19 protein-coding genes and 4 pseudogenes are annotated in these 23,288 nt (G+C 72.5%); 7 read left to right on the top strand and 16 right to left on the bottom strand.

What is annotated here, in order from left to right; genetic code table 11:
• Nucleotides 1–72: 72 nt before the first annotated feature.
• The 4 genes from ACZ5D2_RS31730 to ACZ5D2_RS31715 form a co-directional block, all read right to left on the bottom strand.
• Nucleotides 73–1,707 carry an isovaleryl-CoA dehydrogenase gene (locus tag ACZ5D2_RS31730; RefSeq protein ID WP_371675405.1) on the bottom strand — a complete coding sequence of 545 codons (1,635 nt, stop codon included), beginning with the start codon at nucleotides 1,705–1,707 and terminating at the stop codon, nucleotides 73–75.
• A complete protein-coding gene (locus ACZ5D2_RS31725; RefSeq protein WP_371675404.1) occupies nucleotides 1,691–2,305 on the bottom strand; it encodes a TetR/AcrR family transcriptional regulator in 615 nt (204 codons plus the stop codon). The genes ACZ5D2_RS31730 and ACZ5D2_RS31725 overlap by 17 nt, the downstream gene beginning before the upstream one ends.
• A gap of 88 nt (nucleotides 2,306–2,393) precedes the next feature.
• Entirely contained in the window at nucleotides 2,394–3,386 is a 993-nt protein-coding gene (locus ACZ5D2_RS31720) for a hypothetical protein (protein WP_371675403.1), read from the bottom strand.
• Between the two features lie 219 nt (nucleotides 3,387–3,605).
• Nucleotides 3,606–3,983 (bottom strand): darcynin family protein, encoded by a 378-nt coding sequence (locus ACZ5D2_RS31715; protein ID WP_371675402.1) that lies wholly within the window; start codon nucleotides 3,981–3,983, stop codon nucleotides 3,606–3,608.
• Nucleotides 3,984–4,061: 78 nt separating this feature from the next.
• On the opposite strand from ACZ5D2_RS31715, the gene ACZ5D2_RS31710 reads away from it, so the two are divergent.
• Nucleotides 4,062–4,781, top strand: a complete 720-nt coding sequence (locus tag ACZ5D2_RS31710) for a TetR/AcrR family transcriptional regulator (protein ID WP_371675401.1) — start codon at nucleotides 4,062–4,064, stop codon at nucleotides 4,779–4,781.
• A gap of 47 nt (nucleotides 4,782–4,828) precedes the next feature.
• Here the strand turns inward: ACZ5D2_RS31710 and ACZ5D2_RS31705 are convergent, their stop codons facing one another.
• From ACZ5D2_RS31705 to ACZ5D2_RS31670, 8 genes and pseudogenes are all read right to left on the bottom strand, one after another.
• Nucleotides 4,829–5,419, bottom strand: a complete 591-nt coding sequence (locus tag ACZ5D2_RS31705) for a TetR/AcrR family transcriptional regulator (RefSeq protein ID WP_371675400.1) — start codon at nucleotides 5,417–5,419, stop codon at nucleotides 4,829–4,831.
• 179 nt (nucleotides 5,420–5,598) lie between these two features.
• Nucleotides 5,599–6,447: an NmrA family NAD(P)-binding protein gene (locus ACZ5D2_RS31700; RefSeq protein ID WP_371675399.1), complete on the bottom strand. Its 849-nt coding sequence runs from the start codon at nucleotides 6,445–6,447 to the stop codon at nucleotides 5,599–5,601.
• Nucleotides 6,444–6,855, bottom strand: a pseudogene (locus ACZ5D2_RS31695) (nuclear transport factor 2 family protein). Before ACZ5D2_RS31695 ends, ACZ5D2_RS31700 begins: the two are co-directional and overlap by 4 nt.
• Before the next feature lie 685 nt (nucleotides 6,856–7,540).
• A pseudogene (gene xdhC, locus ACZ5D2_RS31690) lies at nucleotides 7,541–8,341 on the bottom strand (xanthine dehydrogenase accessory protein XdhC); the annotation flags it as partial.
• A 1-nt stretch (nucleotide 8,342) separates the two neighbouring features.
• On the bottom strand, nucleotides 8,343–10,742 hold the full coding sequence (gene xdhB / locus ACZ5D2_RS31685; RefSeq protein ID WP_371675397.1) for a xanthine dehydrogenase molybdopterin binding subunit: 2,400 nt from the start codon (nucleotides 10,740–10,742) through the stop codon (nucleotides 8,343–8,345).
• On the bottom strand, nucleotides 10,739–12,214 hold the full coding sequence (locus ACZ5D2_RS31680; protein ID WP_371675396.1) for a xanthine dehydrogenase small subunit: 1,476 nt from the start codon (nucleotides 12,212–12,214) through the stop codon (nucleotides 10,739–10,741). Before ACZ5D2_RS31680 ends, xdhB begins: the two co-directional genes overlap by 4 nt.
• Before the next feature lie 483 nt (nucleotides 12,215–12,697).
• The gene (locus ACZ5D2_RS31675) at nucleotides 12,698–14,128 is read right to left on the bottom strand and encodes a DUF2252 domain-containing protein (protein WP_371675395.1); all 1,431 of its coding nucleotides are present in this window, start codon (nucleotides 14,126–14,128) and stop codon (nucleotides 12,698–12,700) included.
• A 122-nt stretch (nucleotides 14,129–14,250) separates the two neighbouring features.
• Nucleotides 14,251–14,583 (bottom strand): carboxymuconolactone decarboxylase family protein, encoded by a 333-nt coding sequence (locus tag ACZ5D2_RS31670; protein ID WP_371675394.1) that lies wholly within the window; start codon nucleotides 14,581–14,583, stop codon nucleotides 14,251–14,253.
• A 285-nt stretch (nucleotides 14,584–14,868) separates the two neighbouring features.
• Between ACZ5D2_RS31670 and ACZ5D2_RS31665 the strand changes: the two genes are divergently transcribed.
• From ACZ5D2_RS31665 to ACZ5D2_RS31655, 3 genes are all read left to right on the top strand, one after another.
• Nucleotides 14,869–15,702, top strand: coding sequence for a class II glutamine amidotransferase (locus ACZ5D2_RS31665; protein ID WP_371675392.1), 834 nt, complete (start codon nucleotides 14,869–14,871; stop codon nucleotides 15,700–15,702).
• 42 nt (nucleotides 15,703–15,744) lie between these two features.
• On the top strand, nucleotides 15,745–16,467 hold the full coding sequence (locus ACZ5D2_RS31660; protein ID WP_371675391.1) for a GAP family protein: 723 nt from the start codon (nucleotides 15,745–15,747) through the stop codon (nucleotides 16,465–16,467).
• 132 nt (nucleotides 16,468–16,599) lie between these two features.
• Nucleotides 16,600–17,055 carry a DUF6325 family protein gene (locus tag ACZ5D2_RS31655; RefSeq protein ID WP_371675390.1) on the top strand — a complete coding sequence of 152 codons (456 nt, stop codon included), beginning with the start codon at nucleotides 16,600–16,602 and terminating at the stop codon, nucleotides 17,053–17,055.
• A gap of 82 nt (nucleotides 17,056–17,137) precedes the next feature.
• Here ACZ5D2_RS31655 and ACZ5D2_RS31650 read toward each other — a convergent pair whose 3' ends face one another.
• Entirely contained in the window at nucleotides 17,138–17,443 is a 306-nt protein-coding gene (locus ACZ5D2_RS31650; RefSeq protein ID WP_468934130.1) for an SHOCT domain-containing protein, read from the bottom strand.
• Nucleotides 17,444–17,732: 289 nt separating this feature from the next.
• Between ACZ5D2_RS31650 and ACZ5D2_RS31645 the strand changes: the two genes are divergently transcribed.
• The gene (locus tag ACZ5D2_RS31645) at nucleotides 17,733–18,008 is read left to right on the top strand and encodes an isoamylase early set domain-containing protein (RefSeq protein WP_359946442.1); all 276 of its coding nucleotides are present in this window, start codon (nucleotides 17,733–17,735) and stop codon (nucleotides 18,006–18,008) included.
• Between the two features lie 31 nt (nucleotides 18,009–18,039).
• Here ACZ5D2_RS31645 and ACZ5D2_RS31640 read toward each other — a convergent pair whose 3' ends face one another.
• From ACZ5D2_RS31640 to ACZ5D2_RS31630, 3 genes and pseudogenes are all read right to left on the bottom strand, one after another.
• Nucleotides 18,040–19,134: a carboxylate-amine ligase gene (locus ACZ5D2_RS31640; RefSeq protein WP_371675388.1), complete on the bottom strand. Its 1,095-nt coding sequence runs from the start codon at nucleotides 19,132–19,134 to the stop codon at nucleotides 18,040–18,042.
• A gap of 144 nt (nucleotides 19,135–19,278) precedes the next feature.
• The gene (locus ACZ5D2_RS31635; protein WP_371675387.1) at nucleotides 19,279–20,073 is read right to left on the bottom strand and encodes a DeoR/GlpR family DNA-binding transcription regulator; all 795 of its coding nucleotides are present in this window, start codon (nucleotides 20,071–20,073) and stop codon (nucleotides 19,279–19,281) included.
• Between the two features lie 46 nt (nucleotides 20,074–20,119).
• Nucleotides 20,120–20,449 (bottom strand): annotated as a pseudogene (locus ACZ5D2_RS31630) (LacI family DNA-binding transcriptional regulator); the annotation flags it as partial.
• On the opposite strand from ACZ5D2_RS31630, the pseudogene ACZ5D2_RS31625 reads away from it, so the two are divergent.
• Both ACZ5D2_RS31625 and ACZ5D2_RS31620 read left to right on the top strand, forming a co-directional pair.
• Nucleotides 20,444–20,890 (top strand): annotated as a pseudogene (locus tag ACZ5D2_RS31625) (beta-galactosidase); the annotation flags it as partial. The pseudogenes ACZ5D2_RS31630 and ACZ5D2_RS31625 sit on opposite strands and share 6 nt — an antisense overlap.
• Nucleotides 20,891–20,988: 98 nt before the next feature.
• Nucleotides 20,989–23,229 carry an RICIN domain-containing protein gene (locus tag ACZ5D2_RS31620; protein ID WP_468934125.1) on the top strand — a complete coding sequence of 747 codons (2,241 nt, stop codon included), beginning with the start codon at nucleotides 20,989–20,991 and terminating at the stop codon, nucleotides 23,227–23,229.
• Nucleotides 23,230–23,288: the final 59 nt, after the last annotated feature.

The following is a 23,288-nucleotide window of genomic DNA, read 5'->3' as shown; positions in this document are numbered from 1 at the left end:
TACCACCTCTTCGCCACCGGGAGCTCAAGGCCGAGCCGGCCACCGGCTTCCGGCCCCGGGCCGGCCCCCGGCTCACACGGCGGCCGTCACCGCCCGCGCGAGGACGGCCTCGGTGTCGACTCCCGTCGGGAGGGTGCCGTACGCGCCGCCGTGCTCGCCCCCCAGCCGGGACGCGCAGAAGGCGTCGGCGACCGCGGCCGGGGCGTGCCGCAGCAGCAGCGAGGCCTGGAGGGCCAGGGCCATGGTCTCGGTCAGCTGCCGGGCCCGGTATTCGGCCTCGGCGGGATCGGCGAGCTGCTTGTGGAGCCCGGCCACCGCCGCGTCCAGGTGCCGGTCGGCGCCGGCCGCCCGGCCCACCTCGGCGAAGAAGGCCTCGACGGTCTCCGGCTGGCGCGCCATGGCGCGCAGCGAGTCCAGAGCGGCGACGTTCCCCGAGCCCTCCCAGATGGACGAGAGCGGCGCCTCCCGGTACAGGCGCGGCATGCCCGACTCCTCGACGTAGCCGTTGCCGCCCAGGCATTCGAGGGCTTCGGCGGCGTGCCCGGGGGCGCGCTTGCACACCCAGTACTTCGTCACGGCCAGGCCCAGCCGGCGCAGCAGCGCCTCGTCCGAGTCCCCGCGCGCGACCCGGTCGGTGGCCCCCGCCAGGCGCATGGCGACGGCCGTCGCGGCCTCGGATTCGAGGGCCAGGTCGGCCAGGACGTTGCGCATCAGGGGCTGGTCGATGAGGGCCTTGCCGAACGCCCGCCGGTGGGTGGCGTGGTGGACGGCCCGGATCAGACCGAGCCGCATCCCGGAGGCCCCGCCCAGGACGCAGTCGAGGCGGGTCGTGTTGACCATCTCGATGATGGTCGCGACCCCGCGCCCCTCCTCGCCCACCAGCCAGCCGAACGCCCCGTCGTACTCGATCTCGGAGGAGGCGTTGGAGCGGTTGCCCAGCTTGTCCTTGAGGCGCTGGAGCAGCAGCCGGTTGCGCGTGCCGTCGGGCAGGACCCGGGGCAGCAGGAAACAGGACAGTCCTCCCGGGGCCTGCGCCAGGGTCAGGAAGACGTCCGACATGGGTGCCGAGGTGAACCACTTGTGCCCGGTCAGCCGGTACGTTCCGTCCCCGGCCGGTACGGCGGTCGTGGTGTTGGCGCGGACGTCCGAGCCGCCCTGCTTCTCGGTCATCGACATGCCGGCGATCAGCCCGCGCTTGGTGTCGGGCCGGCGCAGCCCGAAGTCGTACGTGCGGGACGCCAGCAGCGGCTCCAGCCACCCGGCCAGGTCGGGCGCGGCGCGCAGTGCCGGGACGGCGGCGTACGTCATGGAGACCGGACAGGTGTGGCCCGCCTCGACCTGGCTCCAGACGATGAACTTCGCTGCGCGGGCGACGTGCGCGCCCGGTTCGTCCTGAGTCCAGGGGGCCGCGTGCAGCCCGTGCGAGACGGCGGTGCGCATCAGCTCGTGCCAGTACGGGTGGAACTCGACCTCGTCGACCCGGTGGCCGTAGCGGTCGTGGGTGTGCAGGACGGGCTCGTTCTCGTTGGCCAGCCGCCCCCACTCCGCCGCCTGCTCCGAGCCGGCGAGGACGCCGAGGCGGTGCAGCTCCGGCGCGGCCCGGCCGGCTCCCTCGCGGTCGAGGGCCTCCAGCAGGGCCGGGTCCGCGGCGGCGTCGTAACCGTGGTGCGGGGGTACCTGGTTGGTGACCTCATGCGTCTGCGGCATCGTGTCCTCCAAGGGCACGCAGGGTGAAGGTGGTCAGGCCGGGGATGATCTCGCCCGGGGCCGCGTCGCCGTCGGCGAGCGGCCCGACGAGCGCTTCGGCGATCGCCCCGACCAGCGCGGCGGCCGTGAGTTCGGGCGCCTGCGGAGGCAGTTCGCCGACGGCCACGCCCGCGGCGACCTGTCGGGCGAACACGTCGCGGAACGCCCGCCGGAAGACGAGGCGTTCGGTGTCGACGGCCGGATCCGCGGGCTCCGCCAACAGGGCGAAGGCCCGCCGGGGTGCCTGGAGCGCCCGCGAGGCGAAGGTCTCGACGGCCGCGGCCACCCGCTCGGCGGCGGTCCCTGGCCGGTCCGCGGCGGCGGTCACCGCCTCCACCTCCCGTGCCACGAGGGTCCGGAAGAGGGCGGCGGCGAGCTCGGACTTGCCGGAGAACGACTGGTAGACGCTCCCGGTGGAGATACCGGCCTCAGCCGCGATCGCGGCGACGGAGCAGCCGGCGTACCCCTCCCGGGAGAGCAGGCGGACGGCGGCTTCCAGGACCCGGTCGCGGCGGGCGTCGAGGCGGGCCTGCACGGCGGGCGGTCGGCGGTAGGGCATGGGAAGGATTGAAGCAGTGATTCATTGCTTCACGCCAGACCCGGGCGGGAACCGGTTCCGGCGCGGGCCCCGGCCGCGGCCCCTCACGTCATGCGCAGGTGACGGTCACCCGGCCGCTGCCGCCGTTGCCGGAGAAGCCGATGGTGAACCGGCCGTTGGCGGGCGGGGCTTCGGCCCGGCCGCCCAGCGTGATCACCTGTGAGGCGCCGGCGGCGAGGGACCCGCCTTCCTCGCTGACGGTGACCCCGGCGGGCAGCTGCCCGACCGACCAGACGAGGCTGCCGCCACCGCTGTTGCGGACCACCAGGGTGTTCGGCCACTCGCCGTTCGCGCAGTACTCCTGGACTCCGGTCGGACGCAGTGACAGGACCGGCGGGGCGGCCGGGGCGGGTGCGCCGGACTGCTTCGGCGGCTGTGACGTACGGGCCGGCGAGGGGCTGTTGCCGCCGCGGGCGGGCGGGTTGGAGGCGGCGGGCGTCGGTGTGCCCGCCTTCGAGGCGGGGGTGCTCGGGCCGGTGGCGGGAGCGGGGCCGCCGCTGTCGGAGGAGGTCGTGGGGGCGGGGGCGCCGCCGGGCGCGTCGGCCGACGCGGCACCGGAGGGCGTGGCGCCGGAGGGCGTGGCCACCGCCTGGGGCTGGAGGACGGCCGGGTCGTGGCCGAGCCGCTGTCCGACGAAGACCCCGCCCGCGGCGACCACCAGGGCACCGCCGATGATCAGCGCCATGGTCTTCGTCTTCTTCTTGGCTCGCTTCTGACGCGCCTTCTTGTCCGGGTGCTCGGTGCGCCCGCCCTGGACGATGATGCCCTTGCCGATCGAACAGGGGTCGTCCTGCTTGGGGCCGATGGCCCGGGGGTCGTCCTGCTTGGGGCCGATGGCTCGCGGGTCGTCCTGCTTCGGGCCGATCGCCCGCGCCGGGTCGGGCGAGCCGGAAGCCGTGCGGCCTCCCTGGACGATGATGCCGTCCCCGCCCGGGGCCGGGTCGGTGAACCCTCCGCCGACGTCCGGGGCGGTCCCGTGGGACGGGACCGACGCGTCGTTCTCCGGACGCGGCACGTCCGGTCCACCTCTGCCGTCGCTCATGGCGCGAAACCCCCTGGGGTCACATGCTGGCCGGTCGGAACAGGGCCCCGCTGCCACGGACATGGACCGTGACGACGGGCTGCTCCCACTGAGCCAGTTTTCGGCCACCGGGTCCATCCCCGCGACGTGACGACGAGGTCCCGATCCCGTACCGGAGCGGCCGGAGCCGGGCGGGACCGGCCTGCGCGACACGGGCCGCCCCGGCGCGGGCGGGTCCGCTCACGCCGGGGCGGCAGGAGTCGCGGCGGCGGGGGAGAGGGCGTGCTCGTACGCCTGGAAGCCGTCCCGGACCCCGAGGAGGACCTCGCCGAGGACGAGGTGGCCGTCGCTGATGAGGGGGGTGTCGCGCAGGGCCTCGACGAGGAAGTAGTACGCGCCCAGGTCCTCGGTCTCCAGTACGGCGAAGTCGGAGAAGCCGCTGCCGCCGAAGGCCTCGGCGTCGAAGAACCGGGCCGTGATCCGGTCCGCGTGCCGTGCGAAGACCGGCTCGATGTACGTACTGCGCATCCGGTTGCGTTCCTCGCGCGACAGCGCCAGCCAGCGCGGAGTGAGCGTGTAGGTCAGCACGATGCCGTACTTCATGAGTCCCCCGAGCAATTGTTTACAGTGTTAACTCCTGTGGAGAGCTAAAGTGATACCCGTTAACTTTGTCAAGTGGAAGGCGGGCCCGCGCAGATGACGGACATCCCGGGAACGGCCGCGGGCCGACGGCGCCACCGCGTGCGCGAGGAGGCGCTCGCCGATGCGATGCGCATCGCGCGGCGGCTGCTGGTCGAGGAGGGCCCCGAGGCGGTGACCGTGCGCGCCGTCGCCCGTGAGATGGGCCTGACCGCGCCGGGTCTGTACCGCTACTACGCCGGCCACCGGGAGCTGGTCCAGGCCCTGGTCTCACACCTGTACGACGAGCTGGCCGACACCCTGGCCGCGGCGCGCGAGCGGCGGCCCGCCGACGAGCCGGGGCGGCGGCTGCGCGAGGTCTGCGGCGAGCTGCGCCGCTGGGCGCTGGCCCGTCCGCGGGAGTTCGCCCTGCTGTTCGCCAGGCCCGTGGCGGACACCGACACCGCGCCCGGGTCCGCCGCCCACGACCCCGGCTGGCGCTTCGGGGGCGTGGTCCTCGGTCTCATGGTCGAGCTCTGGCGGCGCGGCGCCGTCCGGACTCCCGCCGCTCTGGACCCGGTCTGGGCGGCGCAACTGGAGGAGGTGCGCGAACACCTGGCGGGGGAGCCGGTGCCGCTGGAGGCGATCTACGTCTTCGTCGCCTGCTGGGCACGGCTGTACGGGGCCGTCGCGGTGGAGGTCTTCGGGCACCTCGACTTCGCCCTCACCGACCCCGGGCCGCTCTTCGAGGGCACCGTCGGCGAGATCCTCACCGCGCTGGGCGACCCGTACGCCTGAGGCGACCGGTCCATGGCCGGCCTCGGCGTGACCAGGCCCGGCTCGGTTCACCCCGGTGCGTTCCGGCCGGTGCCGAGGGCGTTGTCGACGTAGGCCGCGAGCGAGGACCGCAGGCGTTCCGGCGTCATCTTCCGTTCGTCGATCAGGTGGGCGACGAGGTCGGCGCGGAGGGCGGCGAGCAGCGCGTGGGCGGTGAAGTCCGGGTCGTGGACGGTGGGCACCCCGTCGAGTTCCGCCCGGAGCATGTCGTGCCACCAGCCGTAGTGGTCGGCCCGGTAGGGGCTGCTGATCCCGGCGTCCTCCGCGGCCGACATCAGGTTCCGGTTCTCGATCTTGAAGCGCAGCGAGGCGTCGAGGAGGTCCAGCACCCGCTGCCGCGGCGCGGACCCGGGCGCGTCCCGTGCTTCGCGCACGTCGCGCTTGAGGGGTTCGAGGCGGGAGGCGATCACGGCACCGATCAGGCCGGCGCGGTCCCCGAAGCGCCGGAAGAGAGTGCCCTTGCCGACGCCCGCGGCCGTGGCGATGTCGTCCATCGACACGCTGTGGGGGCTGCTGCTGGAGGCGAAGAGGGCGTCGGCGGCGGCCAGTACGGCCTCTCGGTTGCGCAGGGCGTCCGCGCGCTCCGGCCGCTGGGTCACGGGTCCTCCTCCTGGTCTGCGGCCCGTCCGGGCCCCTGACCGGTTCATGATGTCCGACGGCCCGTGTGGTGCGGGGCGGGCCGCATCGTGTCGGCGGGCCAGTCGAAGATACGCGCTGTCGCGGGCGGGACGGCGCCCGGGTGTCGGCGGGCGCCGGACCCTTCCTCCTCGGCGGAGCGTCAGCCGCGCGGGGGCACCTCCCTCTCCGCGAAGGCGCGGAAGGTGCCCGGGGGGCGGCCGGTGAGGCGCAGGACGGTGTCCGTGGTGCGGTCCTCGGCGCCGGCCGCGATGGCCCGGTCCATGCCGGCCAGCATGGTGGCGAACTCCAGCGGGATCTCGGCCGCCCAGCGGTCGCGCAACTCCTCGAAGGTCAGGTGGCGGTGCGCGACGGCGCGGCCGGTGACCTGGCTGATGATCGCGGCGACGTCGTCGTGGCTCAGGGCCTCGGGGCCGGTCAGGACCAGGTCGGTGTCGGGGGACCGGGTGTCCGTCAGGGCGCGTACGGCGACTGCGGCGATGTCCTCGGCGTCGACGAACCCGACGCGGCCGTCGCCCGCGGCCGTCCGGATGGCGCCGGATTCGCGGATGCCGCGGGCGTGGGGCGCGTCGCCGGTGAAGTTCTGCATGAACCAGGAGGGCCGCAGGACCGCCCACTGCTCGACCAGGGCGGGCAGTTCCCGGTGGACCTGGCCCACGGCCGGACCGCCGGCGGGGATCGCCGAGGAGCTGAGCAGCACGGCGCGGCGCAGGCCCGTGGAGCCGGCCCGGCGGAGGAACGGCAGCATGACCGCGGCCGGGTCGGAGGAGCCGATGGGCGGGACGAGGTAGGCGCGGCCGATGCCGTCGAGGGCCTCGTCCCAGGTCGAGGGGTCGTTCCAGTCGAAACGGACGGCCCGTGCGCCCTCGACGGGGGTGGCGCCGCGGCCGGCGGCCCTGACCCGGTGGCCCTCGGCGAGGAGCCCGGCGGTGACGCGGCGGCCGGTGGTGCCGGTGGCCCCGATGACCAGGATGTCGTCGCGGTCGTTCATCGGTCCGTCCCCACGAGGCCGAGGCCGGGCCGCGCCACGGCGAGGGGGTTCCAGTAGTCGCGGTAGGAGGTGATGAGGCCGTCCTTCACGGTGACCACGGCGATGTAGGTCATCTCGAAGGGGCTGTCGGTCTTCACCGCGCATCTCGACCACGATCGTCCCGGGGGTGGTCGTCCGGTGGATCGTCACGTCGGGGAAGTCGTGGAGGTCGATGTGGTCGGGGTAGTCGCGCATGTAGTCCGCGACGGCCCGGCGGCCCTCCAGCCGGACGGGCCACCCCTCGGGTGCGAAGGGGAACTCCATGACGCCGTCCTCGTCCCACAGGGCGACCCAGCCGGAGATGTCCTTCTCCAGGAGCAGGCGCAGGCCGTGGCGGTAGAGGTCGGCGGGTTCCGTGGGGTCGGTCACGATCGGGCCTTCCGTTCTGCTCGGAGCCTCGGCGATCGCGGGCGGTCCCCCGCACCGCTCGCCGAACGCAAACGGACCAGCGGTCCGCATGAAGAGAGTATGCGGACCGCTAGTCCGTTTTGCAAGCGGAGGTCCGGCCCGGCCGCCCCGGGGCGGGGGGCTTGGCACCGGGCCCTGACGCGCCGCTGACGGGACGGCTACGCGATGTTGGCGCGTCCCCCGCCCGCTCCTCGCGCCTGCGCGCGTGCTGGCGACCATCGTGCTCGTGCTGCTGACCCTCTTCGGCGCGCACGGCGGCATCATGGCCCTCTCGCTTCTCTCCCGCCGCCGCCCCCACGTCCACGCCGGCTGACGTCGGGAATCCGGAAGGGCCCGGAGTCCCGACGCCGGCCGCGTCCGCCGGCCCGTGTCACACGCGGCCGCGGGCCGGGCGCCGCGGGCGCGTCCGGACTTCCGGTTCGAGGTGTCTGAGGAACGGCGCCGTGTCCTCAAGGGCCGCCGTGGCCCGCTGGTCCGCCGACGGAGTCCCGTCCGCCGGGGCGTCGAGCGCCGGAAGGCCGGCCCGGGCCGCGAAGGACGGCACGGGCGGTGAGGCCGGCACGGACGGTGCGGGCGAAGCCGCCGCCGTGTCCGGCCGCCCCTGCCCGCTCGGGTTCGCATCCGCCTCCGGCACCGCCCGACGGCGGTCCGCCTCGAAGGTCAGGAGCAGGTCCGCCGCGACGCTCACCGCGATCGTGGCGGGTTCCTTGCCGGTGATCGCGGTCAGTCCGATCGGGGTCTTGATCCTGTCGATGGTGGCGGCGTCGTGACCGCCCTCGGTGGACAGGCGCTGCCGGAACCGCGTCCATTTGGCGGACGAGCCGATCAGCCCGATCGAGCCGAGGCCGGGCGTGCGCAGAGCGGCGTCGCACAGGGCCGCGTCCTCGGCGTGATCGTGCGTCATGATCAGGACGTGGGTGCCGGGCGGCAGCTCCGCGAGCACCTCTTCCGGAAGGAGGGGCGTGTGGCGCACGTGGACCTGCGCCATCGCGTCCCCCAGCACGCCGAGCCGCTCGTCGGTGAGCATGTCGGCGCGGCTGTCGACCAGGTACAGATCGAGGTTCTGGCGGGCGAGGATGCGCGCCAGCTCCAGTCCGACGTGCCCGACGCCGAAGACCGCCACCGCCTGGACCACCGGCAGTGGTTCGAGCAGTACGGTCACGGCCCCGCCGCAGCATTGCACGCCGTGGCGGCCGGTGACCTTGTCGTTCAGGGCGAACTCCATCAGCTCCGGCTCCGGGTCGGGCGCGCCGTTCAGCTCGCGCGCCCGGTCGATGGCGACGGCCTCGATGTTGCCGCCGCCGATCGAACCCCAGGTGTCGGTGAGTCCCACGACGAGTTTGGCACCGGCCCGGCGGGGCGCGTGGCCGCGCACGGTCGCGACGGTCACGAGCACGCCGGGTTCCCGGCGAGCCCGCAACCGCGCGACCGCGGCCACCCACGTCATGTCAGGCATTGCTCAAAACGCTTGCGTCGGCGGGGACCTCGCTGCCGTCGGGCGCGTGACCCTCGTGCAGCGCGCCGCCCTTGCGGGCCGCTTCGATCGCCCAGTACACCGCCTCCGGCGTCGCCGGAGCGCCGAGTTCCACGCTCGCTCCGGCGGGCCCGAACTCCGCTGCGGCCTGCCGCAGCGCCTCGCGCACCGCGAACGCCAGCATCAGCGGAGGCTCGCCCACCGCCTTGGACCCGTAGACCGCGCCCTCCTCGGTGGCGTTCTCCATCAGCCGGACGTTGAACTCCTCGGGCATCTCCGAGAAGCTCGGCAGCTTGTAGGTGCTCGCCGCCTGTGTCAGCAGCCGGCCACGGTTCGGACCGTCACTGGTGTCCCAGCGCATGTCCTCCAGCGTGAGCCAGCCCGCGCCCTGCACGAAGCCGCCCTCGACCTGACCGATGTCGATCAGCGGGGAGAGGCTGTCGCCGACGTCGTGCACGATGTCCACGCGCCGCATCTTGTACTTGCCGGTGAAGCCGTCCACCTCGACCTCGCACGCGGCGACGCCGTAGGAGAAGTACTTGAACGGGGAGCCCTGGAAGGCCTTCGCGTCCCAGTGCAGACCCTCGGTCCGGTAGAAGCCGGACGCCGACAGCTGGACCCGCTGGAAGTAGGCGGTGCGCACCAGGTCGTCCCAGGCCAGCTCCTTGTCGCTGCCGAGGATCCGTGCCACGCCCTCGACGATGCGCACGTCCGAGGCGTTCCCGCCCAGCTGGGTGCCGGCGACCTGCAGCAGCCGCCCGCGGATCTGCTCGCAGGCGTTCTTCACCGCGGCGCCGTTGAGGTCCGCCCCGGAACTGGCCGCGGTGGCCGAGGTGTTGGGCACCTTGTCCGTGCGCGTCGGAGCCAGCCGCACCTTGTGCAGCGGGATGCCCAGCGTGGTCGCGGCCACCTGCAGCATCTTGGTGTGCAGGCCCTGTCCCATCTCGGTGCCGCCGTGGTTGATCAGGACGGAGCCGTCCTTGTAGACCAGCACCAGTGCGCCGGCCTGGTTGAAGGCGGTGAGGTTGAACGAGATGCCGAACTTGATCCCGGTGAGCGCGAGCGCCCGCTTGGTGTGCGGGTGCGCGGCGTTGAAGGCCGCGATCTCACGCTTGCGGTCGGCGACGGCCGCGTCGTCCTGGACCTGCCGCCAGATGGTGGAGATCCGTTCCGGCTGGGGGACCGGCTGACCGTACGGCGTCGAGTGGCCCTGCCGGTAGAAGTTGCGCTCGCGCAGCTCCATCGGGTCCAGGCCGAGCAGCGGCGCGCACCGGCCGAGGATGTCCTCGATCACCAGCATGCCCTGGGGTCCGCCGAAGCCGCGGAAGGCGGTGTTGGACGTCTTGTTGGTCTTGGCGATGCGACCGGCGACGCGGGCGTTGGGGATCCAGTACGTGTTGTCGATGTGGCACAGCGCGCGGGCCACCACCGGCTCGGACAGGTCCAGGCTCCAGCCGCCGTCGGCGGTCAGGGTGGCGTCCAGGGCCTGGATGTGGCCGTCGGCGTCGAAGCCGATCTTCCAGGTGGCGTGGAAGCCGTGGCGCTTGCCGGACATCGTCAGGTCCTGGGTCCGGTTGAGCCGCACCCGCACCGGACGCCCGGTCAGCTTCGCGCCGAGGGCGGCGATGGCCGCGAACCCGTGCGGCTGCATCTCCTTGCCGCCGAAGCCGCCGCCCATCCGCAGGCACTGCACGGTCACTTCGTGACTGTGCAGGCCGAGGACGTGCGCGACGATCTCCTGCGTCTCCGAGGGGTGCTGGGTGCTGCTCTGGATGAACAACTGCCCGGCCTCGTCGACGTGGGCCAGCGCCGCGTGCGTCTCCAGGTAGAAGTGTTCCTGGTCGGAGAACTGGAACTCACCCGTGAACACGTGCGCGGAATCGGCGAAGCCGGCGTCGATGTCTCCGGCCACCATCAGCGGCCGGGCGCCGTGGAAGCTCTCGGCCGCGATCGCGTCCTGCAGCGTGATCAGGGACGGCTGTTCGTCGAGTTCGACCTCGACGGCCGCCGCACCGAGCCGGGCCGCCTCCAGGGTCTCGCCGAGCACCCAGGCGACCGCGTGGCCGTGGAACATGACCGTGTCGGGGAACAGCGGCTCGTCGTGCTTGATGCCGGCGTCGTTGACACCGGGCACGTCCGCCTCGGTCAGCACGCGGACCACACCGGGTACGGCCAGCGCGGGCTCGGTGCGCAGCGCGGTGATCCGGCCGTGGGTCTTCATGACCTGGACCGGGTAGGCGTGCAGCACGTCCTTGGTGCGGTGCACCAGGTCGTCCGTGTAGAGAGCGGTGCCGGTGACGTGCAGGGTGGCGCTCTCGTGCGGCATGGAAACGCCGACGACAGGCTTTTCGGGGATCTCGGACAAATGGCTCACGACGACACCGCCTCGGTGGTTTCTGCGTACAGCTTCAGCAGGCTCTGGCCGAGCATCGCGGAGCGGTAGCCCGCGCTTGCGCGGTGATCGCTCATCGGGGTGCCCTGGGCCTTCAGCACCTCGGCCGCGGCCTCGACGGTCTCCGCCGTCCACGGCTCGCCCTCCAGGAGGGCCTCGGTGGCGAGGGCGCGGATCGGGGTGGCGGCGACGCCGCCCAGGCCGATGCGCGCCTTGCGGACGATTCCGTCCTCGATGTCGAGGGAGAAGGCGACCGCCACGCTGGAGATGTCGTCGAAGCGCCGCTTGGCGATCTTGTGGAACGCCGTGACCGGCGACAGCGGCAGCGGGACGCGCACCGCGCGGATCAGCTCGCCGGGACGGCGCACGCTCTGCCGGTAGCCGGTGAAGTAGTCCGCCAGCGGGACCTCGCGCTCGCCGTCGGCGTCGGCGAGTACCAGTGACGCCTCCAGCGCGAGCAGCACCGGCGGGCTGTCGCCGATGGGGGAACCGGTACCCAGGTTGCCGCCGAAGGTCGCGCTGTTGCGGATGAGCCGCGACGCGAACTGCGGGAACAGTTCCGCCAGCAGCGGGACGCTGCCGTCGAGGCGGCGCTCGATCTCGGTGAGCGTCAGTGCCGCTCCGATCTCGATGTGGTCGGATTCGACCCGCAGCTCACGGAGCTCGGGGAGCCGGTCGACCGCGACCACGCAGTCCGCCCGTCGGGAGCGGATGTTCACCTCCACGCCCCAGTCGGTGCTTCCGGAGACCACGACCGCCTCGGGCCGGTCGCGCAGCAGTCGCGCGGCTTCGGCCAGGGTGCCCGGCCGCAGGAACACGCTGTCGTCCTGCTCGTACTCGGTGGCCGCGGGCTCCGGCGGGGCCTGGTCGCGGCGCTGCGCCAGGACGTCGTCCTCGGCGGGCGAGCCGACGGCGAAGGCGGCGTCGCGGATCGGACGGTAACCGGTGCAGCGGCACAGGTTCCCGCTCAGGGAGTGCAGATCGAAACCGTTCGGACCGTGCTCGGCGTCGGCCTCGGCCTCGGCCGCGTCAGAGGATTCCGCGTGCGCGCAGCGGTCCGGCCGGTAGTACTCGGAGGCCATGCTGCAGATGAATCCCGGCGTGCAGTAACCGCACTGGGAGCCGCCGCGGACGGCCATCTCCTCCTGCACGGGGTGCAGGGCGGTCGGCGTGCCCGATTCGTCGACGGTGGCGAGGCCCTCGGAGGTGATGACCTCCTGGCCGTCGAGCGACGCGACCGGGACCAGGCAGGCGTTGACCGCCACCCAGTCGGTGGGCTTGTTCACCCCGGGACGGGCCACCAGGACCGAACAGGCGCCGCATTCACCCTCGGCGCAGCCTTCCTTGGTTCCGGTCAGGCCGCGATCGCGCAGGAAATCCAGCACCGTGGTGTGGGGTGCGGCCGGTGCGATGGGGGTTTCTTTTCCGTTGACCGTAATGCGCGCCGCTACCATGGCACGTCCCCATTTCGGCGCGCGATTGACCTGACTATCCTAGTCGCCATTTCATGAGCTTTCTATTTCAGTGGCGCAGCTCGAAAAACCCGGAGCGCAGCAGAGCAGCACGCACGACGTGCCGTAAAGGGTGAAAAGAGGTGGAGAGATCCGGGGCCGCGATCGGGCACGCCGGGAGGGGGGCTGTTCAGCAGCCGTGTGCTACACGACCGGGAGCCCAGGCGACCTGGTGAGCGGGGCGAGGCGCTGCGGAGATGGTGGACATCCGACTTCGCCTCCTTCCGGTTGCTCACGAGTCGCTGCGCTCGAATTTACGACGCCGTAGGTTCATCGGTCAAGCCTGACGTGGGTCGATTCCATGAAGGAAGACCACTTCCGGCCCCGGGTTTTCGTACGCGCAACCAGTCGTGTCCACACCCGCACCGTTGGTTGACTGCCTTCCCCACCCCCGAGCAGGTGGTGGAGGCGTCCCCGGGCGTCCCCTCAGGCGGCCGGGACCTCCTCCGCCGGCAGCCGCCCCGTGCGCACCGCGTCGAGCAGTGCCCGGTGGTCGCGCTCGTTCTGGTCGGCGTAGGCCTCCGCGAACGTCACGAGGGCCCGGTCGAAGGCGTCGCCGCCGCCCAGGTAGGCGGCGATCGCGATCCGGTCGCCGGACCGGGCGTGCGCGCGTGCCAGGGTGAGGCCGCAGACGCCGCCGAACGTCTGCAGCTGCAGGGGCGTCATCGTCTCCGGCATCGCGATGCCCTTCCAGTCGCGCAGCTGGCGCACGTAGAAGTCGCGGCGCCTGCCGTCGAACCCGTCGACCCGCTCCCAGCCGAGGAACATGTCGCTCGTGGCCTGCATCAGCCGCTGTCCCGCGACCACGCGTTCACCCTGGTTGCGGTAGAGGCTCGCCCCGAGGTGTTCGGCGAGCACGGAGCTGTCGGCCTCCTTGGCCTGGAGGAACAGCGGGTCGCCGCCGTCCCGGCCGAGGAGCAGGATGATCCAGCACCGGGTGCCGACGCTGCCGACCCCGACCACCTTGCGGGCGACGTCCACCAGCTGGTAGTCGGCCAGCAGATGCCGCCGGTCGCTCGGCAGCGTGATCGCGTACCGCTCGATGAGCCCCCTGAACCGGCGCTCCAGCGCGGTGCGTTCGGCGTCCGGCAGCAGGTCGGAGATCGGTACCAGCAGTGGGGGGTCCGCGGCGATCCTGGGCCGGGCGTCCACCATCCGCGTGAGCTTGTCGAAGACCTGGAGGGTGTCCCGGGACCTCGCCTTCGCCAGGGCGCGGTCCAGTTTCTGCCGGCCTTCCTTGCGGAGCCGGCCGGAGACGAGGTCCTTGAGGCGGGCGTCGTCGATCTTCGTGTACCAGACGTCGAGGTTGCGCATGCCGGCGAACCGGATCATCGCCTCGCGGTACGAACGCACGGTGCCGGCCACGATGCGGGCGCGCTCGGCGTCGTCGAAGCCGTTGGCCCGCGCGGCGATCACGAAGCTCGCCGACAGGCGTTTGACGTCCCATTCCCAGGGGCCGGGCAGGGTCTCGTCGAAGTCGTTGATGTCGAACATCAGCCCCCGCTCCGGCGAGGCCAGCAGCCGGAAGTTCAGCAGGTGCGCGTCTCCGCACAGCTGGGCGGTGATTCCCGAGTCGGGAGTGCCGGCCAGGTCGGAGGCCATGATCGCGGCGGCGCCCCGGTAGAACCGGAACGGGGACTCGGTCATCCGGCCGTAGCGGATCGGCACCAGTTCCCGGACCCGCGTCGCGGACTGGGCCTCAAGGATCTTGAGCGGGTCCGGTCTGTTCGGAGCGGGCTCGTACGCGGCGTGCCCCGAGCGCGGTGAGCGCCGCCGGGCCTCCTTGCCGAGTGCCGCACGTTCCTCGGGAGTGGCGTGAAGTGACGCGCGCATCGCCGTGGTCGCCTGCTGGGACATCCAGGCCCTCCTGCCCGGCCCTGTGGCCGTCGAGTCGCTCGGGTCACGGGCCGGAGCGGCGCCGTGGCCTGTCTCTGCGCCGACGCCCCCGCTCCGTCACCGATGCGGGGGCGGGGCCGCTCTCAGCGCCGGGCCTCGGCCTCGGCCTCGGCGTCGGCGACCGCGATGGCGACGCCGAAGGCAGAGGTGAGGTTGCCGGCCGCCGTCATGACGCGCGCGGTTCCCACGATCGGGGCGATGGCGACCAGGACGTCCTGCAGCTGTTCCGCGGTCACGCCCGACCTCACGGCGGGGTCTATGTGGGCCAGGTAGGAGATCGGGGGAGCGTCCGAGGCGGCGAGGGCCGCGATACGCGTGAGGATGAGCATGTCCGGAGCCAGCCCGCACCGTTCGAGCGAGTCGACCGTCATGGCGGCGAGGGTGTCCAGGACCGGGGTTTCGGATGCAGTGGCCATTCCGGGTGCCTTCCCGTGTGCCCCGACGCCGAGCCCGGGAGGGCTGGTTGCGGGAAGCATCGGGCATCCCGCGGGCGCCGGGCCTCCCTCAACCGTAGGTCCGCCCGGCGCACCCCGCACGGCATCCCGTCCGACCACGGCGGAAGGGCTGCGGAACCCGGCACGCCCGGTTCCGCATGGCGCTCCCCGGGGAGGCACCCCAGAATGGGATGGCCGCACATCCGGGGGGCGAGCGGGAAGACGTATCCGCTTCCCGCGATGCCGTAGGGACGCAGGTGATGACACATGTGCCGATGGCTCGCGTACTCGGGGACGACCATGCTGCTCGACACCATCCTGTACAAACCGGCCCACTCGCTGATCGACCAGAGCCTGCACTCCAAGCTCGGTGTGGAGACCACGAACGGTGACGGGTTCGGAGTCGGCTGGTACGCCGAGGGCAACCCCAGTCCGGCGCTCCTCAGGGACGTCGGTCCCGCCTGGAACAACCGCAACCTGCGGGAGATGGCGGACCACGTCCGTTCCCACCTGTTCTTCGCCCACATCCGGGCGTCGACCGGGACGGCGGTGCAGCAGTCGAACTGCCACCCGTTCCGCAACGGCCGCTGGATGTTCATGCACAACGGCGCCATCAACGGTTTCCACCTCATGCGCCGTGACCTCACGATGCTCGTCGACCCCGCGCTGTACGCCGACATCGGGGGGACCACGGACTCCGAGGTGATGTTCTACCTCGCCCTCACCTTCGGCCTCGACCAGGACCCGCCCACCGCCGTCGCCCGGATGGCGGGGGTCGTGGAACGCGCCGGACACGACCACGGGGTGGAGTTCCCCCTCCAGATGACGGTCGCGGTCACCGACGGCGAAACCGTGTGGGCCTTCCGCTACTCCAGCCAGCGCGCGTCCCGGTCCCTCTTCTACAGCAGCCGGGTGGACGCGCTGCGCCGGCTGCACCCCGATGTCGCCTTCCTCCAGGAGGTCTCCGACGAGACCCGTCTCGTCGTTTCCGAACCCCTCGGGGACCTGCCCGGTGCCTGGCACGAGGTACCGGAGAGCAGTTACGGCATCGTGCGGGCCGGAGCGGACGGGCTGTTCCCCTTCACCCCGGCGGCCGTCTGACCAGGCCGAGGCCGGGGTCCTCGATTCCCGAGAGCCGCTGCCATGGTGCTCGACCTGCTCCTCATCGGTTTGGCCGTGACGCTGTTCCCGCTGCCCATCATGGCCTTCGTGCTGGTGGTGTCCGGGTCCCGCGGCGTGCGCAACGGCCTTGCGTTCATCTTCGCCTGGCTGGCGTGCCTGGTGTCCGTGATCGCGCTCGTCCTGCTCCTCACCGGCGGCCAGCCACCGCCGCCGCGCTCGCCCCCCTCGATCGCAGCGCTCGTGGCCACGCTGGTCATCGGGCTGGGCCTGGTCGTGTACAGCCAACACCGGAGGCGCCTGAGCCGCCGCCGTAAGGCGACCGGCCCGGAGCAGGCCGCACAGGGGGCCGAACAAGGGGCCGCGCAGGAGGGAGCCACGGTTTCCGCCACCGATTCGTCCGTGACCTCCCGGGTGGACGAGGCCACCGGATGGTCCGCCGCGGGCCTCGCCGTGCTCCTCCAGCCCTGGGGGATGGTCAGCGCCGCCGCCGCCACCGTCGTGCAGGCCGACCTCTCCCACGCCCGGTCCTTCCTGGCCCTCATGGCCTTCTGCGTCCTGGCCACCTCGACCCTGCTGGCCATGGAGCTGTACATGGTGTTCTCACCCCGGAAGGCCCAGAGCGTCCTGCTGGGCCTGCGCGGCTGGCTGGAGCGCCACAAGGACCCGGCGATCGTCGTCACCTGCCTGCTCCTGGGGCTGTGGCTCGTCGCCAGGAGCCTCTACCAGCTCACCGGAACGGGCTGATCCGAGCCCTGCACGCCCCGCGCCGCGGCCACGGAGCGGAGGTGCGGCCCCGCTGGGCGGGTGCTGCAATGAGAACAGGATCACGTCCGGCCATCGATGCGTTTCCCCAGCCTGACGAAGCCAGGAGCATTCATGAACGACGACATCGAAGACATGGGCCCCGTCGACTACGTGGTCGTCGAGTTCCCCGGAAACCGGATGACGGGCGAGGCGTTCCCCTTGCTGATCGATCTGGTGGACAAGGGCCTCATCCGAATCCTCGACCTCCGTTTCGTGCGGAAGGACGCCGACGGAACCGTCACCGCCCTCGAAATCGAGGGCCTCGACCAGGACGACGCGGATTCCGTGAGCCTGTCCGTCTTCGACGGCGTCTCGTCCGACCTGCTCGGCCAGGACGACCTCGACGAAGCCGGCCAAGCACTCCAGCCGGGCAACGCGGCCGCGGTCCTCGTCTACGAGAACCGGTGGGCCGCACCCTTCGCCCGGGCCCTGCGGCGCGCCGGCGCGCAGATGGTGGCGAGCGGCCGCATCCCCGTGCAGGCCATCCTCGCTTCCCTCGACGCGGACGAAGCGGGAGAGGGCGGGTAGCCGCGCGGCGGGCCGTCATCGCGGGTGCCCACCGGTGGAGGGAGCGTCCCTCCACCGGTGGGCACCCGTTTCGGCCGTCCGTTCAGCCGCCGAGGAGCTTGCTCTTCTGCTGCGCGAACTCCTCCTCGGTCAGGAGTCCCTGCTCCTTCAGCGCTCCGAGTTCCTTGAGCTGGTCGATCCTGCTGCTCATGTCGTCCGCCATCGTCGGAGCGGGAGCGGGAGCGGGAGCGGGCGGAGGGGGAGGGGCAGCCGCGGCGGCCTGCTGCTGCTGTTGGGCTTCCTGCTCGGCCCACCGGCCGCCCTGCCGACGCGAAACGCGGTTGGAGACCGCCGTCGCCGTACCGGCGACCACCGCGGTCCGCGCGATTCCTCGAAGAAGACCAGGCACGTCGTTCTCCCTTGCTGACGGGGCCGGCCCGGCGGTCCGGGCGTCGGCCCTCCATTTCCCTCCAGCATGGCACCTGCGTCCGGGGCACGCCGCGCCACGGACGCCCGGACCGCCCGCCCGGCCCCCGATCCGCCGCGCGCGCCGGGCGGCGGGGCCCCGACGCCGTTCCGCGGTGGAGCGCCGGGCGGGTGAAGGCGGCGCGGCGCCACGGCCGCGTCCGCGCGCCGGGCACCGTCGGCGGTCCGAGCATGGGCAGACACAGCAGCCCGGCCGTCAGGAGCCCCTCCCCGTGCTCGAACGCAAGCAGTGCAAGGACCGCACCGAGGTCACCTTCGTCCTGCCCGCCAACACCCCGCCCGGCCCCGTCAGCGTGGTCGGTGACTTCAACGACTGGCAGCCCGGCACCCACACCCTGGCCCCGCGGCGCGACGGCATGCGCGCCGTCACCGTCGCCCTGCCGGAGAAGAGCGTGCACTCCTTCCGCTACCTGGCCGCGGGCGACTACTGGTTCAACGACGAGAGCGCCGACGACCACGACGGGACCAACAGCCGCCTGCGCACCTGAAGGCCGCTCGGTCCGTGCCCCGGCCGACGACTCACTCGGTGCTCTCGTCGGCGGTGATCAGGGCCGCCAGTGCCGGCAGGCCGGCCTCGGCCAGCGCCCGGCGCTGGCGGTCGGCCGCCGTGCCCCGCTGGAGCAGCCGGTGGAGGAGCGAGCTCACCTCGCGGTAGTCACCGCTCTCCTCCAGAGCGGGGGCGATGTGGCCCAGCAGCATGCACAGCACGTCGCCGCTGCTCCGCAGCCGGCCCTGCGGGTCCATCAGCGTGCCCGCCATCCCGTGCCGGGCAGCGTGCCACGTCGCGGCCTGCAGCAGCTCGGACCGGCACAGCGCCGGAGCGGCTCCCGCCTTCTCCTCGGCGATCGCGGTGGCGGCGAGCGCGCGGACCACCCCGGCCAGCATCACCGCGTCGTCCGCCTCCAGCTGCACGTCACAGCAGCGCACCTCGACGGTCGGATACCGCTCCGAGAGACGGGCGTGCCAGTACAGCTGCCCCCGGTCGGGGACCAGTCCAGATTCCAGCAGCGCGTCGGCCCGTGCCTCGTAGTCCGTGAGTCCCGCGAAGTACGGTGCGGGGCCACTGACCGGCCATCGGCCGAAGATGATCGTGCGCCAGCTGGCGAAGCCGGTGTCCCGGCCGTCCCAGAGGGGCCCGTTCGCGGAGAGCGCCAGCAGCGTCGGGAGCCAGACGCGCAAGCGGTTCAGGACGGCCACTCCGGTCTCCCGGTCGGGCATCCCCACGTGGACGTGCATGCCGCAGATCAGCTGCTCGTCGACCAGCAGCCGGGCCTCTCCCCGCATCTTCAGATACCTCGCCGTGCCCGTGATCGGCACGGGGAGGGCGCCCCTGACCGGCGCGGTGGCCGAGATCGCGACGCGGCAGCCGTTCGTCTGCGCGGCGGAGGCGACCGCGTGCCGCAGCCGCAGGAGGTGACCGCCCACCTCCTCCAGGGCCGTGCACACGGGGGTGGCGACTTCGATCTGCGCCTGGAGCAGTTCGTCCTGGACCTCCTGCTCGTCCGCGATCGGTGCCAGCCGGGCCGAGGCGCGCACCTCCTGCACGAGCGGAGTGGGCAGGAGCGTATCCGGGTCGACCAGCAGGTACTCCTCCTCGACCCCAACAGTGATCATGCCGGGTGCCTACCCCGAACCTGCCGCGATCACCCAGGTAAAGGAGTATTTCGGCGCAATGGTGCACAAGCCGCCGGTCCGTGTGGCGGTGCGGGGCGGCGCGGTCCCGCACGGGAGGGATCCGGAGGCCCGGCGCCCGCCCGCCTACGCCGCCCCGGCGACCAGCAGCTCGCCGACGGTGTCCGCCAGGACCTCGCGGCCCGAAGCGGGCATCCCGGCGTCCGTGACGAAGCAGTCGATGCGGTCGAGCGGGGCGAATCCGCTCAGCGCCACCGTCCCCCACTTGGTGTGGTCGGCGACGACCGCCACCCGGCGGGCCGCCCCGATCAGGGTCCGGTTGGTCTGTGCCTCCGCCAGGTTCGGGGTGGTCAGCCCGGCCTCCTCGCTGACGCCGTGCGCGCCCAGGATCAGCAGGTCGACATGGAGGGAGGAGATCACCAGCTCGGCCAGCGGGCCGACGAGTGCGGCGGACGGGGTGGGGGCGCCGCCGGTCAGCAGCAGGGTGGGGACCGCGGCCTCCCCGCGGTCGCGGGACGCGGACCGGACCAGTTCGGCGACCGGCAGGGAATTGGTGAGCACGGTCAGCCGCGGGACGTCCAGCAGCCGGGCGGCCACCGCGCACGCGGTGGTGCCGGCCGAGACCGCGACCACGCTGCCCGGCTCGACCAGGGAGGCGGCCGTCTCCGCGATGGCCGCTTTGGCGGGCCCGGCCAGCGCGGCCTTGGCGTCGAACCCCGGTTCCTCGACGCGGGTTCCGGGAGCCGCGACGGCGCCCCCGTACACCTTCTCGACCAGGCCGCGCGCCGCGAGCGCGTCCAGATCCCGGCGGACCGTCATGTCGGACACGGCGAGGCGTTCGACGAGCTCGGCGACCCGTACCGCACCGTCGCGGCGCACCGCCTCCAGGATGAACGCGCGTCTTTGCTGGGCCAGTTGCATGGCGCCAACATAACACGCGGATCTGTTGATTTGTGAGGGTTTGTGTTTATTCTTGGTTGAATTCTCGTGCGGGGGCGGTGCTCGCCCGTACGACGAGTTCCGGTTCGACCGACGCCGGCGCGGGCATGGCGGCGGGGTCCGCGATGTGACGCAGCAGCCGCGCCACGGCCAGGGCTCCCATCTGGGCGAACGGCTGCGCGACGGTGGTCAGGGGCGGGGTGCAGTACTCGGCCAGCTCGATGTCGTCGACGCCGACGACGGAGATGTCCTCGGGGACCCGCCTGCCGAGCTCGTGCAGGGCCCTGATCACCCCGAAGGCCATCTCGTCGCTCGCCACGAAGACGGCGGTGACGTCCGGGACGCGGCCCAGGACTACGGGCCGCTGCTCGGCCAGGGCAAGGGCATCCTCGGCGGGGTGCGCGTGGACCGCCGCCTGGTCCACGGCTGGACCATGCACCGGCTCCCCCTCGACGAGTGGACGCCGGCGGACGTCGCCGCGGCCCCTTCGCTCGCCGCGGCGTCCGCGTCCGGCGCGGCGGCGGGGTTCGCCACCGCCCGGCTGACCGTGGACGAGCCGGCCGACACCTTCGTCGCCCTGCCCGGATTCGGCAAGGGATTCCTCTGGGCCAACGGCTTCCTGCTCGGCCGCTACTGGGAAGCGGGGCCGCAGCGCACGCTCTACCTGCCCCGCCCCCTGCTGCGGGCGGGACGGAACACGCTCACCGTGCTCGAACTCCAACACCTCGGTGAACGCGTCGAGTTGTGCGACCGGTCCGATCTCGGCCCGACGGAGGAGTTCGTCGAGACGTTCGACTGACGGGCCGGCCGTCCGCCCCGTCCGCACGGGGGCCGGTATTCCCCACACACGGCAGCCCCGCAACGGACGCGGGCCGGCGACACGAAGAAGGAGGAGCTGTGTCAGCCTCTCGGAACAGACTCGCGGGCGCGTGCGTCGCGGCGGCGCTGGCCCTGGCCGGCGCCGGCCTCGGCGCACCGGCCGTGGCCGCCCCACCCGCGCAGGCGGCCCCGCCGGCCGCCGCCTTCACCGTCACGGTCGGTCCGAAGGGGCCCTGGACCCAGCCGGACGACACCCCCGCCGTCCCCTACCTCGACAAGGACGGCACCTTCGACTACCAGCAGTCCCACGCGCTCTACGGCGCCTCCGACCCGCGCAAGTGGACCTTCTACACCGGCACGGACCTCGACACGGCCACCCGGTCGGGCCGGATCAGCGACGCGGTGAACCCCGCCGACAGCAGGGACAGGAACAACGACACCACCTGGCGCTGCAACAGCAGCCCCACCGGAGTCGAGTCCACCGCCGCACCGGCCGGATCGGGCTACTCACAGCGCAACTTCTGCGACCTGACGGGCGTGTGGGTCGACCCGGACACCGGCGACTGGTACGGCCTGGTCCACAACGAGTTCACCCCGCAGCCCTTCGGCGACAGCTCCCGCTTCGACGGGATCGACTACGCGGTCTCCACCGACCAGGGCCGTACCTGGGCCGTCAAGGACCACGTCATCACCTCCCCGTACAGCACCGCCCGCGGCGACACCACGGCGTTCCCCCAACAGACCTACCACTACGGCGACGGTGACCCGCGCCTGTTCACCGACACCGCCTCGGGCTACTTCTACGTCTTCTACGGTTCGAGGATCGTGGACAAGGGCAGCGGCTGGGAGACGTTCCACGCGCACGTGGCCCGGGCCCCGATCGCGGACAGGATGGCGCCCGGATCCTGGCAGAAGTGGTACGACGGGGCCTGGTCCCAGCCCGGTGTCGGAGGCCGCGAGAGCAACATGGTGCCGGTCGACTCCGCGAGCGCCACCGGATACACCCCCGCCGACCGGGAGTACGATCCGGCCACCACCGGGACGGCGGGCCAGCAGGTCGCGGCCGGCGCCATGCCCCCGACCTCGCCGCTGTTCGTCATGGACATCACCTACAACGCCCACCTCGGCCTCTACGTGGCCGAGCCGCAGGCGGTGAAACAGGACGGAACGGCACCCCAGCAGTTCTACGTCACCGACAACCTCGCCACGCAGAAGTGGCGCCTGATCGGCGACACCGGGAGCCACACCAACGCGTCCTGGTACCGGTGGTTCCTCGACAGCGCGAACAGGACGGCCTCGGGCATCGTCGGCAAGGACTTCCGCACCTACTGCTCGTTCGGATGCTCGAACGGCGCCTCGTCCGAGTACGTCAACGTCTCGATCACCACCCCCACCCCCGCCGCGCCGCTCGACACCGGCAAGGCCTACCGGATCGGCGCGGCCGGCCGCGTCCTCGCCCAGGCCGCCCCGGGCGGCACCGCCACCACGTCCCGGGCCACCGCCACCGGTTCGGCCCTGGAATCCTGGATCTTCAGCAGCGGCGGTGACGGCAGCTACCGCATCACCAACGCGGCCACCGGGGGACTGCTGGGCGTCGACTCCACCTCCACGGCGCAGCGCGCCTGGGGTACGAAGCCCACCGTCACCGCACCCGGATCCGGCGGCCCCGACGTCGGCCGGCAGTGGTGGGTCGTTCCCGGCACCTCCGCCGACGGCGGCGCGCGCACCGGTACCTACCGCCTCGTCAACCGGTACAGCGGACTGGTCATCGCCATGTCGGCCACGGCCTCCCGGCAGGCCGAGACCACACCGGTCCGCTCCTGGACCGACACCGGTGGCGCGGCGGGCGGCGGGCGCACGGCGGCCGAACAGACCCTGACCCTCACGGCAGTGGGACCCGCACCCGGCTCCCTCGACGGCACCCGCACGCTCGTTTCCGGTGGCCAGGCCCTCGACGACCCCGACCACAGCACCACCGCGGGCACCCAGCTGATCACCTACACGCCCCACACCGGCGCCAACCAGAGGTGGAACCTCACGCGGCAGCCGGACGGCTCGTACGAGATCGTCAACGCCGAGTCCGGCCTCTGCGCCGACATCAGCGGCGGTTCCACCGAGGCGGGTGCCAAGGTGATCCAGTGGACCTGCCACGGCGGCACCAACCAGCGCTGGACCGTCGTCCGCGGCCGGGACGGCACCCACACGGTCGCATCGCTGAAGAGCGGGCTGCTCCTCACCACCGCCTCCACGGCCGCCGGCTCCCCGGTCACCCAGCAACCGGACACCGGATCGCCCCTCCAGCACTGGACGATCACCTGACCGAAAACCCGGTCAAGAAACGGTTGGGGCGCATGAGTCGTGCCGAAGGGGGGTACAGG

The organism is Streptomyces sp. NPDC031479 (genome assembly GCF_055581065.1).
Note: the sequence above shows the minus strand (reverse complement) of the source record. Positions and strands in the feature narration are given on the sequence as shown.